The sequence below is a fragment of the Spirillospora sp. CA-142024 genome (assembly GCF_050942325.1).
In the GTDB taxonomy this organism is placed as follows: Bacteria; Actinomycetota; Actinomycetes; order Streptosporangiales; family Streptosporangiaceae; genus Spirillospora.
The window spans coordinates 1,596,662-1,608,856 of sequence record NZ_CP192077.1 but is presented as its reverse complement, the minus strand read 5'-3'; the positions used below and the strand labels follow the sequence as shown (position 1 = coordinate 1,608,856).

Genomic DNA, 12,195 nt, shown 5'->3' with positions numbered 1-12,195 from the left:
TGGACCCGGGACCGGGAAAGGCTCAGGGCCGTCAGACTTGTTGGTCTGACGGCCCTGTTCGGCCGGCGCATGGTCAGGCCTTGTTGAAGGTGTTCTTGGCCCACAGGTAGGACACGATGGCGATGCCGGTGCACCAGGCGGTGGCGATTGCGGCGTTGTTGTCGATGGGGTTGCCGAGCAGGAGGCCGCGGATGGTCTGCATGATCGGGGTGAAGGGCTGGTATTCGGCGAACCAGCGCAGCACGGTGGGCATGGAGTCGGTGGGGACGAAGCCGCTGCCCAGGAAGGGCAGCAGGATCAGGGGCATGGGGGCGTTGCTGGCGGACTCGGGGGTCTGGGCCTTGAGGCCGAGGGCGACCGCGAGCCAGGTGATGGCCAGGGCGAACAGGGTGAGCAGGCCGGCGGCGGCGAGCCATTCGACGGCGGTGGCGTTGGGGCGGAACCCGATGGCCAGGGCGACACCGGTCAGGACGGCGATGCCGAGCAGTTGCTGGATCACGGCGCCGACGACGTGGCCGGTCAGGACCGAGGCGCGGGAGATCCGCATGGTGCGGAAGCGGGCGATGATGCCTTCGGTCATGTCGGTGGCGACCATGACGGCGGTTCCGGTGGCGGCTGTGGCCACGGCCATGAGCAGGATGCCGGGCAGGACGTAGTTGACGTAGGTGCCGCGGCCGCCGCCCAGGCCGGCGCCCAGGGTGCCGCCGAAGACGTAGACGAACAGCAGCAGCAGGATGACGGGTGTGATGACCAGCTGGATGGTCATGGAGGGGTAGCGGATCAGGCGTTTGAGCTGGCGCCGGACCATGGTGGAGGAGTCGCGTGCGGCGAGGGTGAGGGTGCTCATCAGAGGGCCTCGGCGTTCTGGTCGGTGTGCTGGCCGGTGTGCTGGTCGGTGTGCTGGTCGGTGTGCTGGTCGGTGTGCTGGCCGGTGTGCTGGCCGGTGAGGGTGAGGAAGACGTCGTCGAGGTCGGGGGTGTGGATGCTCAGGTCGGCCGGTTCGATGTCGGCGGTGTCCAGCCGGGCGAGGAGTTCGCGCAGTGAGGCGACGCCGCCGTCGGAGGGGATCTGCAGGGTGAGCCGGTCGTCGTCGGAGGGGTCCACGAAGCCCTGGCCGAGTGTGTCGAGGGCGGTCTTGAGCGAGTCGTCGTCGGTGAACCGCAGTGATATGTGGCCGCCGGGGATGAGGCGTTTGAGTTCTTCGGGGGTGCCTTGGGCGATCAGCGTGCCGTGGTCCAGCAGGGCGATGTGGTCGGCGAGTTCGTCGGCTTCTTCCAGGTATTGGGTGGTCAGGAAGATGGTGACGCCGTCGGCGACCAGGTCGCGGATGATCTGGTACATGGAGCGGCGGCTGCGCGGGTCCAGGCCGGTGGTGGGCTCGTCCAGGAAGATCAGGCGGGGGTCGCCGACCAGGGTCATCGCCAGGTCCAGGCGGCGCTGCATGCCGCCGGAGTAGGTGGAGGCGGTCTTGCCGGCCGCCTCCACCAGGTCGAACCGCTCCAGCAGTTCGGCCGCCCTGCGCTTACCGTCTCGGCGAGACAAGTGCCGAAGGTCGGCCATCAGCAGCAGGTTCTCCTCGCCGGTGAGCAGCTTGTCGACGGCCGAGTACTGCCCGGTGACACCGATCGCGCCGCGCACATCATCGGCCTGCCGGGCCAGATCGAACCCCGCGACCTGGACGGTGCCGCCGTCCGGGCGGATCAGCGTGGACAGGATCTGCACGGTGGTGGTCTTGCCGGCGCCGTTGGGGCCGAGCAGGGAGAAGACGGTGCCTTCGGGGACGGCCAGGTCGATGCCGTCGAGCACGACCTTTTCGCCGTTCTTGTCGCGGTAGGACTTGCGCAGTCCGTTCGCCGCGATGGCCAGGTTCGTCATGATGGATGCTCCTCGGGGGGCTGGGGGCAGGGCCTGCTGGTCAGAGGCTGCGGGCGGTGATGTCGCCCTGGGAGGTGGTGGCGCGGATGTCCAGCTGAGCGGCGCCGTCGTTCTTCAAGCTGTTGGTGATGCGGCCGTAGCTGGTGCCGGCGTCCAGGGAGGCGGAGACTCCGGTGGCGGCGGCGACCGAGATATCGCCGGACTGGGTGCGCAGCACCACCGTGCCGCCCATGGCCTCGGCGATGCGGATGTCGCCCCGTGCGGTGCTGATCTCCGCGGGGCCGCGCAGCCGGCCGACCTCGACGTCGCCGTCGGTCGCGGTGAGACGGACGCTCGCGGCCTCGTCGATCTTGATCTGGCGGTACGCGCCGTCGAAGGCGACCTCGCCGAGGCGGCCGACGGCCCGCAGTTCGGCGGCCCCCGTCTTGGCCTCGACCCGGGAACCGGCGGGCAGCTTGACCGTCACCTCGACGGACCCCGACGGGCCGAAGGCCTGGTTCTTCCCCACCGGGGCCGCGATCCGCAGGACGCCGTCGGCGTAGTCGACCGTGGTCTGCTCGGCCGCCTTCACATCGCGGCTCTTGGAGGCGTTGGCGGGCAGGACCTCGACCGCGGTGTCGGTCCGGTCGGCGGCGATGACCTGGACGCGCCCGGCGGGGATGTCCAGGACGGCGGAGATCGGGGCGGGGGTGGCGAAGGTGTTCATCGTGGTTCTCCTTGCACTTGCGGCTCGTTGTTTCTGACAACGTGAACGCTACGTTGCTTTCACGATTCCCACAACGAGATCTTTGCTCTAGAACTCTATCTATGCAGGTGAACGCATCAGAATCATTGCAACGGCCTGCCGTTTAACGCAACAACGAGACCATCTTCCGTTGCAATACATTGCAGGTGAACGCTATGGTTGAGGGCGTCAGGGGACACCGAGCAGCACCATGGGGCGCCCGTGGGCATGAGGAGGGGGTCGTGATGCCGGGAGGCAGGCTCACCCAGCAGGAGCGCCAGCAGATCGCGGCAGGGCTCGCCGACGGCCTGGCCTACGCCGAGATCGCCAGGCGCCTTGACCGCCCGACCTCGACGATCACGCGTGAGGTCATGCGCAACGGCGGCCCCACCGCCTACCGCGCCGACCTGGCCCACCGCGCCACCGAGCGCCGCACCCAACGGCGCAGGCAGGCCGCGCCCCGAGGGGCGGAACCGGTCTCCCTCCCATATGGACGCGACGCCAAGGCCGTGCAGGAATACGAAGAGACCCTCACCACCGTCCTCATGACCTCAGGCCTGCCCACGATGATGGCCCGGGTGATGGCCTGCCTCTACACCACCGACACCGGCAGCCTCACCGCATCCGAACTCGCCCAGCGCCTCCGGGTCAGCCCGGCGTCCGTCTCCAAGGCGATCGCGTTCCTGGAAGGGCTGGACCTCGTCCGCCGGGAGAGCGCCGAAGGCCGCCGCGAGCGTTACGTCGTCGACGACGACCTTTGGTACAAGTCGATGATCCGCAGCGCCCGCGACAACGACCAGTTCGTCCAGACCGCGCGCCAGGGCGTCGCCGTTCTGGGCGCCGGCACCCCGGCCGCCACCCGCCTCGAAAACGCCGCCCGCTTCCTCGACTTCGTCACCGAAGGGCTCCTCCGCGCCGCGGAGCAGGCCCGCGAGATCCTCAACACCGAAACGCCCCAGGCCGGCACCGCCGATCCGAGTTCAGATCGCGGATAGGAGCCATCCCGACGGCCAGACCATGCAAGCGAATCAGCCGAGGAGTCTGGCGATCAGCTCCTCTCGGGCGGACACACCGAGCTTGCGGTAGATCGATTTGAAGTGGTCGTTGACGGTGTGGGGCGACATTCCCAGACGCCGGGCGATCTGTTTGGTGGCCTGCCCCTCAAGGACGTGGTCGATGACCGCGCGTTCCCTGAGGGTCAGGCCGTGCCAGAGCGCCATCGCGGGCAGCAGTTCGGTGCCGGTGGCCGCCTGGATCGTCACGGCCACCGCGCCCTCTTTCTCGCCGGTCATCGGCTGGGCGCGCAAGACGATCCATCCGCGCCGGGTGGGGACGCGGGTGAGCGCGGGCGTGTCCGAGCGGCGCGCGGCCTGGGTCAGGTTCCAGATGGTGCTTTCCATCGGCATGTGCGGCGCGGCGAGTGCGTGGGCGGGCAAGGTCTCCAACTCGCCGATCCACTCGCGCGCCGATGGTGTGGCCGCCACGACCACCTCATCGGCTCCGACGACGAGCACGCCCGGTGGTCGGCCGAGCCGGCTGGGCTCTGGCGGTGCTCCCGTCGCATGGCGTCTCATCGCGGCGACGACGTCCCGGCCGAGCCGCTGAGCGCGGGCCGCCTCGGCCACCGAGAACGGCCGGGCTCCCCGAGGGCGGAGCAGGACCAGTCCGCCCCATGCGGTTCCCGCCTCGACCAGCGCGACGCGCAACTCGCTGCCGACGCCCTGGTCGGCCATCACGGAGCGCATCGCGGCGTTGCGGCGCAGACCCGGAGCGTCGGTGTTGAGGACGCCCACCCGGCACGAACCCTCCACCAACCGCTCGAAGGGAAAGGGGTGATCGCCGTCCAGCCGGTCGCCCAGGGTCAGCCGGCGGGCCGCCGCCGGGCTGTAGCCGTGCTCTCTTGCCAGGAAGGACCCGACGCCGGTGACCGGGTCCACCGCGGCGAGCATGTACCCCTCGTGCGGTATCAGAGTCCTGATCCAGCGTGAGATCACCGTGCCCAGCTCCGCGGTGGAGCCGACCTCCGCCGCGGCCCCGACCACCGCGACGCCGGATGCGCTCTCTCCAGTGCCCACCCGGCCAGTATCGGCGACGCAACGCAGCCCAGCGGGCACATAGTGCCATCACTCACCGCCGTGCCACGGCTTCGTGGCCACGACAACCCCCAAGAGCTGGGGATACCTTCGCGCCCACCGCCCGGGCGACCGTTGAGGCTGACAGCGCGGATCACCGCCGGTTCGGCGGATGACCCAGGACTGGATTGGAGAGCAAGATGCGCAGATCCTCGATGCTGGTGCTGCTGCCGGCCATCGCCATGCTCGGCGGGCTGTGGGCCTTCCCCTCGGCTTCGGCGGCGCCCGCGCCGCGTCCGGAATCCCAGCGGCTCGCCGGCGTGCTGATCAAGCCCCGGACGGCCGGCGACCTGTGCCTCGAAGTCGCCGACGGCAACTCCGGCAACGGCGCCCTGGTCACGGTGTGGAACTGCCACGGCGGCAGCAACCAGCGGTGGACCTTCGACGACAAGGGAAGGATCAAGAGCGATCTCCCCGGCGACAAGTGCCTGGACGTCCGGGGCGGGAACGGGGGCAACGGCGCCGCCATCAACCTCTACGAGTGCAACGCCTCAAGTGCGCAGCAGTGGCACTTCGAGGGAGACAGGCTGGTCAGCGGGGTCAACGGCCACTGCCTCACCATCGTCGCCGCCAACTTCGCCGGCGGGGGCGCCGTAGTGAACTGGGAGTGCGTCGGCCACGTCGAGCAGACGTGGGAACTGTCCTGACCGACGACCTCACGCCGAACGGTTCGCCTCGAAGGCGAGGCGAACCGCTCGGCGGCAGCGTTGGCGGTCTCTCCCCCTGCTAGGCGCCGGCGGCGGCGGTCATCGCCTTGACCGCCTCTTCGGCCTCGTCGGCGGTGTGCCGTCCGAGGCCGCAGGCCGTGGCCACCGCGTATGCCTCGCGGCCCGCGGCGGCCTCGAACAGCCGCAGGCTCTCGACGCCGCCCGCCGGGTCGGCCGCCGCCGCGATCCCCGCGATGACCTGCCACTCCGGGGCGAGCCGGCTCAGCGGCCGGTAGAACGCCTCGGTACGCGGCGCGGGGTGCGCGCCGTAGGCCGCAGGGAGGTGCACCGGCGGCAGGCGCCTGCCGCGGCGCCGCAGCGCGTCCGCGAGGAGGTTGAGGTGTCGGACGGCCGCGCCGAGGTCGCGGGGCGCGAACATCTCCGTGTTGCGGTAGTTGCCGTAGCACAGATGCAAGATCACTTGAGCGTCGTCGGGGAAGCGCGCGATCAGGCCCGCGACCTGGGCGGCCATGAGCCGCGCGGCCACGGCCGGGCCTCCGGGCACCCGCCCGGCCATGTCCATGCCGATCAGCACGGACGGTGTCTCAAGCTGCCAGACGACGTCCGGTCCGGCGAAGGCCGCCAGGTCCGCCACCTCGTCCACGACGGCCTGAGCGAACACCGGCAGGTACCGCAGGGACGACCACGGCCGGCCGGCGAACACGAAGATCGCCAGGTCGAGCGGGCTGGGGAGGCTGATCTGCAGACGGACGTCGGCGAGTTCTGGACGCTCGGCGCGCAGCGCACGGAACTCGTCCACGATCTCGCGCAACCGCTCGGTTCGGCGCATCGACACGTCATCGGGCCGCAACCGCCGGCCGCGCCGAACGCCGTGGGTGCGCATGTCGTCGTAGTCGGCGTACTCGCCGGGCCGCTTGATCTCGAACGCCTCCCGCTCGCCGAGGTCCCGCAGGTAGGCGATGACCCAGTTCGGGTCGAGATCGCAGGGCAGGGAGATCAGCCGGTGGCCGCGGGCATGATCGAGGACCCACTCCATGGCCTGACGGGGGCCGGTGGACAGATCCGGCGGCAGACTACCGACAAAGTGAACGGAACGTTCCATACCCTCCATTCCACACAAGGCGTCATATCCAGGGTGCCGAATACACATAACCGTGATTCAGGATCGCGGGGTTGAGGCACCGGTGCCGGTCACGCCGCCCGCCGGGTACCTGGTCGACGCCCCGTCCGACGTGCCGGAGGCGGCCACACGGCGAGCCGGTGTAGCCGCGGGGCGATGGCCTGTCCGGCACGGAGGATGCCGAGTTGCTGATGATCTTGGTCGGTCGGCTCGGGGGGGTGGAGGAGGGCACCTGGCGGGCGAGACGTGGAGCGTCGGCGACGGTGACCGCGTCCCGTCACACAACAGGCCGCTCGCGGTGGTTATTTGGAAGTGGTCGATGCGGCTTGCGAGTCGTGGACTTTCAGGGCGAACCATAGGTCGTAGCGGGCTGAGGGGCCGTTCAGGAGCGAGCGGCCGAGCATCGTTTCGACACGGGTCAGCCGCTTTCGCGCACCGGGTATCGAGATGTCGAGCATCGATGCGGTCGGTTCGATGCGGGCGTTGTTGGCCAGCCATACGCGGAGTGTTCTCAGGTATGGCTTGGGGTCTCGCTCCAGGAGTGGGGAAAGTTGCAAGTGGGCCCAGCGCCCGACCTCGGGATCGTCCAGCAGCGCGTCAAGGGGCACCTGGTCGCCGTCTCCTTCCGGGCCGTCCAGGATGCGGAGTGCCAGGTGAAGGCTTGATTGCGTTCCCATGTCGTGGAGTGATCGTCCGAGGAGCCCTTCGATGTGCCGCAGCCGAGCGACCAGGGTGTTGCGGTGGATCTTCAACTGGCGCGCGGCGCCACCGCTGAAGTCCAGCCATGCTCGGAGTGTCGCGGTCAGTTCGGGTGCATCGGGATCCTGCTTGCGCTTGGGGCGGTAGGCGGACAGCGGTTCGAGCGTCGCTTCCGCCCATTCGCGGGCGCGTGGGCGCAGCAGTGCGGCGAGGTCTCCGCTCGGGCTGAAACGCGCGTAGCCCGTGCCTTCCCCGCGCGCCAACGCGAGCGCGTGAAACGCCTGCCCGTACGCCGATTCCACGTCGCGGAGCGCGACGACCTCGCTGCCGCCGATACTGATGCCGTTCGATGGGCGGGCCCAGCCCTGGAGGGCCTTTTCCATCGCGTCAGTATCATCTGTGGCCGGTGCGAGAACGATGATGTGTCGCCTGTAGACGGGGCATTTGACGATCCATGCCCGGCCCTCCGACGCCTCCTCGCAGTGGGTGACCAATTCGCCGCGCGCTTTCGCGGGGCTCTCCATGACGTAGACACGGACCTGGTCCGCCAGGCTCGGTCCGATCGCGCCGGCCACGCGACGGGCGCCCTGGACATTGCCTGTCATGAGCAGGTGGAGGACGGCTTCCCTGGTGTGTCCGTCCGCCTGGTCCGCCCGTTGCCCGCGGCGTGCGTCCTCCTCCGCGCGCCAGCACAACCCGGCCAGCCGGGAGGCGTCCGCTATCAAATGGCGCGTAGGTGGGGAGAACGGTTTCTCGCGCGTCACCACCAGCACACCGACGTTGTCCGGCGTGCCGACCGACTGGACGTTCACGACGCCTGAGCCGAGATTCACCGCGGCCGCCCCGGCCAATCCGCTCAGTACGCGTTGGATCTCACCCTGCGCCTGGTCCAGGACGTCCTGGGGAGGTTCGGGAAAGGCGTACTGTGCCCTGCCCGTGCGGTCGAGGAGCGCGACGTTTCCGGTCACGCGTCGTGCCAGCCAGCCCAGAAGGCACTCAAGACCGTTCGGGCGCATCGCCTCCCGATGCATCTCCCGATAGTCGTCGATGGCGCGCGCCCGATCCTCTCTGATGACCGTCATGATCCGCGCCCACGCCTGGGACGAGGGGAGGTGCGTCATCAGGAGCGGTATGCCGGCACGTTCGGCCGACGTGGTCAGTGCCGGGAGATCGGGTTCCCGGCCGTCAGGGAGAGCGGGGGCCAGCACGACGCCCGCGGACCCCATGCCGCCAAGTCTTCGCACGGCGGTGTCGAGCACCTCGTGCGGCGACTCGGCGGACAGCGACAGGATGGGGAGTACCCGCCGGAGAATGCCGGGAGCCGAGTCGGACCGGACGGCCAGATCCGCGCCGTCGACGAGAAGCGCCGACTCGACCTCCGACATACCCGCGGCCTCCCCGGTGAGGAGACGCAACCCCAGCTCAGGGTGTTCCAGAAGTGCGCTGAGCGTGGGCACCATGAAACCTCTTCTGCCTCGCGTTTTGATCCGCGCAGGACACTGTCCCGCGTGGACCGGTCTTACACCGGAGGAGCGAGGTAAGGGAAGTCAGGGCGGGGGACGCCCGCGGCGGAGCCGGCGTCGATCCCCAGTGGTACGGCCTTGTTGAGCACCAGCGCGAACATCACCTCCGGTGTGGGCTCGGTGAGCCCGCGCCCGTTGCGAGCGGCGAAGCCGAAGTTCGCCGGCGTTCCGATCCGGTAGCGGAGGATGTCGGGGAAGATCGTGTCGACCACCTGCTGCGCGTGCGCTCGCGGATCGTCGTTCGTGCGCATCGCCGCGACGACCTTGGTGACCACGTCGCTCACGAGCGGGCCGTAAAGCAGCCTGTCCTCAGTCGGGTGCGTCGTGTTGTAATCGCTGGCCCGTTGCGAGTCGTCCGGGTGGAAGATCGTGTTCACGAGCGGAGTCGCGCACCGGTTGATCTGGCGCCAGCCACCGGCATCGGTCGCAAGCGCCGTCGTCCCCCAGAAACCGATCTCGGCGACGTCGAAGGCGCTGTCGGGAATCTCCAGGACCATGGCGCCGACGTTCGTGCCGGCGAACAGGTTCGTCGCATGACCGTGGTCCACGGCGGCGAAATCGACTGGTGTGCCGTTCGCGACCGCCTCCTTGACGGCTCCGACGGCGGCGCCATTGATGTAGAACGGATCCGCGGCCGGGCCGGCCCAGACCCGCGCACCGCCCGTGCCGATGAGCGCCTGCCGGGTCCTGCCCTGTGCGATGACCGTTCCGGCACTGTCGCGAAAGCGCGCCGCGGCCCCGTCGATTCGGTGGACTTCGAAGGCCTGGTCGCCATCAGGGTCGCGGTCCGCGAAGGTGAAGACATAGGTGCGGTCCTCGACCGCGTCGCCATCGGTGTCGATTCGGAACTCGTATCGCGCCTCCGGATGAAAACCTCCACCGCCGGACAGCGGATTCACGTTCATCACGAAGACAGTGCCCGTGCCGCCTCGGAAGACGTACACGTCGGAGATGTCCAGACGTGGATCCTGCCGGGCGAGTGGCGAATCGAGATGGTGGGACACTAATGCTCCATCGCGGGTGTCGGGGAAGTCGCTCCTCCAGGAAGCAATGGATGATGGTAAGACCGTCGCCGGGGATGCACTAGAAACACTTTGCACAGCGAGGCGAGTATCCGGTTTCGAAATGCTGAATCACCCCTCTCATTCCATCTTGGAACGATCCAGAGCGTCTTTTGGCGTTATGCTCCGGGCGCATTCATGCACGCCACACGACCTCGGGCAGGAGCCTGTGATGACCCTTCCCCACGCCTTCCGCCTGGTGACCCCCATCGACGAGGACGCGCCGCGCCGCGCGGCACGGCTGCGGGAGTTGGACCTCCGCGAGGAGCCCGATCCCGAGTTCGACGAGTTCGCCCGCGAGCTGGCGCAATCGCTGGACGCCCCGTTCGCCATGGTCAACCTCATCGGTCCCGAGCGACAGTACTTCGCCGGGCTGTACCCGTCCTCCCTCGACCGTGGCGTCGACCCGGCGGCGGACCCGTTCCGGACCATGGCGTGCGATCACGGGTACTGCATGTACGTGGTGACGCGGGGGCATGCGATGGCTTTGAACGAGGTAATGGACTATCACCTCTTCGCCGGCAACCCGGTGGTGGACGAAATCGGGATTCGCGCCTACCTTGGTGCCCCGCTGATCGACCAGGCCGGGACGCTGGGCACGATCTGTGTCGTGGACACGGAACCCCATGATTGGGGTGCACAGGGAGTCGCCTTCATCAAGGCCCGAGCCGCCGAACTCGTGGAGCGGATCCACCAGCGGGCGAATCTGCGGAACGGGCACGGATATCCGCCCGGCGCCGCTTCCTAGAAGCGGTGCACGTTCGTTTCACAGGCTTTTCTGCGACGACCGGGACATGCGCCTTCCGGCCGTGAGTCGATGGTCACGCATAAGTGGGGACCTTCCGCACGGGTCCCATCGTCACCAAGGACATCGATGCCCGAAATTCCCAGGTACCCCGCACATCCCGCCGGAACCGGAGACGGTCGTCACCGTCGACATTCCGAGAACGGCGAGCGCCCCGCGATCGGTTTCCATTCTTCCCACCTGTACCTTTCCGTTGTCCCGGCGGTTCTCATCGCCTGCCTGGGAGGGGCCGCGGTGGCGGTCCTGGTCGTCGCCGGGACCTTCTCCCGGGCGGCCGCGGCGACAGTGGTCCTCGCCGCCGCCGGCGCGGTGGCCGTCGTGTGCGGCGCCATCGTCGCGGCGGAGAGGGCGACACGGCGGGAGCACGAGCTCTTCGGCCGTTCGGCTACCGACAACGAGAATCTGCGGCGGCGGCTGAGCGAACTCGAATCGGTGATCGCTCAGGGCCCGAGGGAGGTGCGGGTCGCGGCGGCCCCCTCGCAGCGGGTCGAGGTCTTCGTCAACCTCGCCCGGCGCATGCAGACGCTGTCCCATCGCGCGCTTCAGAAACTCGACGAACTGGAGAACCGGGTCGAGGACCCGGACCTCCTCAAGGGCCTCTTCAGGGTCGACCACCTCAGCACGCGCCTGCGCCGCCAGGCCGAAAGCCTCGCCGTGATCGGCGGTACCGCGTCCAGACGCCAGTGGAGCAGGCCGGTGGCGGTCTACGAGGTACTGCGCTCGGCCGTCGCCGAGGTCGAGGACTTCAACCGGGTCAAGATCATGCCGCCCGTCGAGGGGACGGTGGACGGCGGCGCGGTGGCGAACCTCATCCATCTGTTCGCCGAGCTCGTGGAGAACGCCACCAAGTACTCGCCACCGCACACCAAGGTCGTGCTCCGGGTGGAGGCCGTGACGGCCGGCCTGGCGGTCGAGATCGAGGACCGCGGCCTCGGCATCCCGCGGGAGACCCAGCGCCGGCTGAACGACCTGCTCGCCGACCCGGAGCGATTCGACGCCGACGAACTGGTGCGTGACGGTCGTATCGGGCTGCTGGTGGTGTCGGCCCTCGCGCGCCGGCACAAGATCACCGTCAGGCTGCAGACCAACATGTTCGCCGGCACCCAGGCCGTGATCGTGATCCCGAAGGAGCTGGTCGATCCGGTCGGCACCGCGGGCGGTGCACGACCTGCGGCGCCGCCCGAACCCGCCCGGCCGACGTCTCAACCGTCAGGCGGGACAAGGGAACCAATGCCCTTCCCCACTTCCGATCAGGACCGCATGCGCGGCCCGGTGCGTCCCGAGCATGAGGGGGTCGGCGCCCGCCAGGCCCCGCCGCCCCAAGGGATCGCGACGTCCGCCATGCAGACGAGTGGATGGAACGACCCTGCCCCTCCGGCAAATGGTGGCCGGCGTCCGGATCTGCCAAGACGCCGCCCACAGACGAATCTGTCGCCCGAACTCGTCGATGCCCCGACGCCACGGGACGACGAAGCGGACATCGGCCACAACCACCGGCTCATGGCCGCGTTCAAGCGGGGCATGGCCAGCGGTCGGGAAGCGGACCCGGTGGACAGGACCGACGAGGCCGGTTCATAGAGCACGAAAC

Annotated in this window: 11 protein-coding genes; 4 read left to right on the top strand and 7 right to left on the bottom strand. The window is 69.0% G+C overall.

Translation table 11 applies throughout. From position 1 onward, the window contains the following. Positions 1-73: 73 nt before the first annotated feature. Genes ACQPZP_RS07875 through ACQPZP_RS07865 form a run of 3 tightly spaced genes read right to left on the bottom strand, consistent with a single transcriptional unit; the run spans position 74 to position 2,581 of the window. The gene (locus tag ACQPZP_RS07875) at positions 74-847 is read right to left on the bottom strand and encodes an ABC transporter permease (protein WP_433475085.1); all 774 of its coding nucleotides are present in this window, start codon (positions 845-847) and stop codon (positions 74-76) included. Continuing rightward, positions 847-1,875 carry an ATP-binding cassette domain-containing protein gene (locus ACQPZP_RS07870; protein ID WP_433475086.1) on the bottom strand — a complete coding sequence of 343 codons (1,029 nt, stop codon included), beginning with the start codon at positions 1,873-1,875 and terminating at the stop codon, positions 847-849. Before ACQPZP_RS07870 ends, ACQPZP_RS07875 begins: the two co-directional genes overlap by 1 nt. 40 nt (positions 1,876-1,915) lie before the next feature. After that, the gene (locus ACQPZP_RS07865; protein WP_433475087.1) at positions 1,916-2,581 is read right to left on the bottom strand and encodes a DUF4097 family beta strand repeat-containing protein; all 666 of its coding nucleotides are present in this window, start codon (positions 2,579-2,581) and stop codon (positions 1,916-1,918) included. A gap of 263 nt (positions 2,582-2,844) precedes the next feature. Between ACQPZP_RS07865 and ACQPZP_RS07860 the strand changes: the two genes are divergently transcribed. After that, the gene (locus ACQPZP_RS07860; RefSeq protein ID WP_433476970.1) at positions 2,845-3,594 is read left to right on the top strand and encodes a helix-turn-helix domain-containing protein; all 750 of its coding nucleotides are present in this window, start codon (positions 2,845-2,847) and stop codon (positions 3,592-3,594) included. A 33-nt stretch (positions 3,595-3,627) separates the two neighbouring features. Here the strand turns inward: ACQPZP_RS07860 and ACQPZP_RS07855 are convergent, their stop codons facing one another. Beyond that, complete coding sequence (locus ACQPZP_RS07855) at positions 3,628-4,674, bottom strand: response regulator transcription factor (RefSeq protein WP_433476969.1); 1,047 nt, start codon at positions 4,672-4,674, stop codon at positions 3,628-3,630. Positions 4,675-4,871: 197 nt separating this feature from the next. Here ACQPZP_RS07855 and ACQPZP_RS07850 point away from each other — a divergent pair, with 197 nt between their 5' ends. Continuing rightward, complete coding sequence (locus ACQPZP_RS07850; protein ID WP_433476968.1) at positions 4,872-5,378, top strand: RICIN domain-containing protein; 507 nt, start codon at positions 4,872-4,874, stop codon at positions 5,376-5,378. 79 nt (positions 5,379-5,457) lie between these two features. Here ACQPZP_RS07850 and ACQPZP_RS07845 read toward each other — a convergent pair whose 3' ends face one another. From ACQPZP_RS07845 to ACQPZP_RS07835, 3 genes are all read right to left on the bottom strand, one after another. Continuing rightward, positions 5,458-6,435 carry a hypothetical protein gene (locus ACQPZP_RS07845; RefSeq protein ID WP_433476967.1) on the bottom strand — a complete coding sequence of 326 codons (978 nt, stop codon included), beginning with the start codon at positions 6,433-6,435 and terminating at the stop codon, positions 5,458-5,460. 386 nt (positions 6,436-6,821) lie between these two features. Next, positions 6,822-8,678, bottom strand: a complete 1,857-nt coding sequence (locus ACQPZP_RS07840) for a PucR family transcriptional regulator (RefSeq protein WP_433476966.1) — start codon at positions 8,676-8,678, stop codon at positions 6,822-6,824. Between the two features lie 59 nt (positions 8,679-8,737). Then, positions 8,738-9,745 (bottom strand): DUF4331 family protein, encoded by a 1,008-nt coding sequence (locus tag ACQPZP_RS07835; protein WP_433476965.1) that lies wholly within the window; start codon positions 9,743-9,745, stop codon positions 8,738-8,740. Between the two features lie 229 nt (positions 9,746-9,974). Here ACQPZP_RS07835 and ACQPZP_RS07830 point away from each other — a divergent pair, with 229 nt between their 5' ends. Then, on the top strand, positions 9,975-10,550 hold the full coding sequence (locus ACQPZP_RS07830; protein ID WP_433476964.1) for a GAF domain-containing protein: 576 nt from the start codon (positions 9,975-9,977) through the stop codon (positions 10,548-10,550). 291 nt (positions 10,551-10,841) lie between these two features. Further along, the gene (locus ACQPZP_RS07825) at positions 10,842-12,185 is read left to right on the top strand and encodes a sensor histidine kinase (protein ID WP_433476963.1); all 1,344 of its coding nucleotides are present in this window, start codon (positions 10,842-10,844) and stop codon (positions 12,183-12,185) included. Positions 12,186-12,195 lie beyond the last annotated feature (10 nt).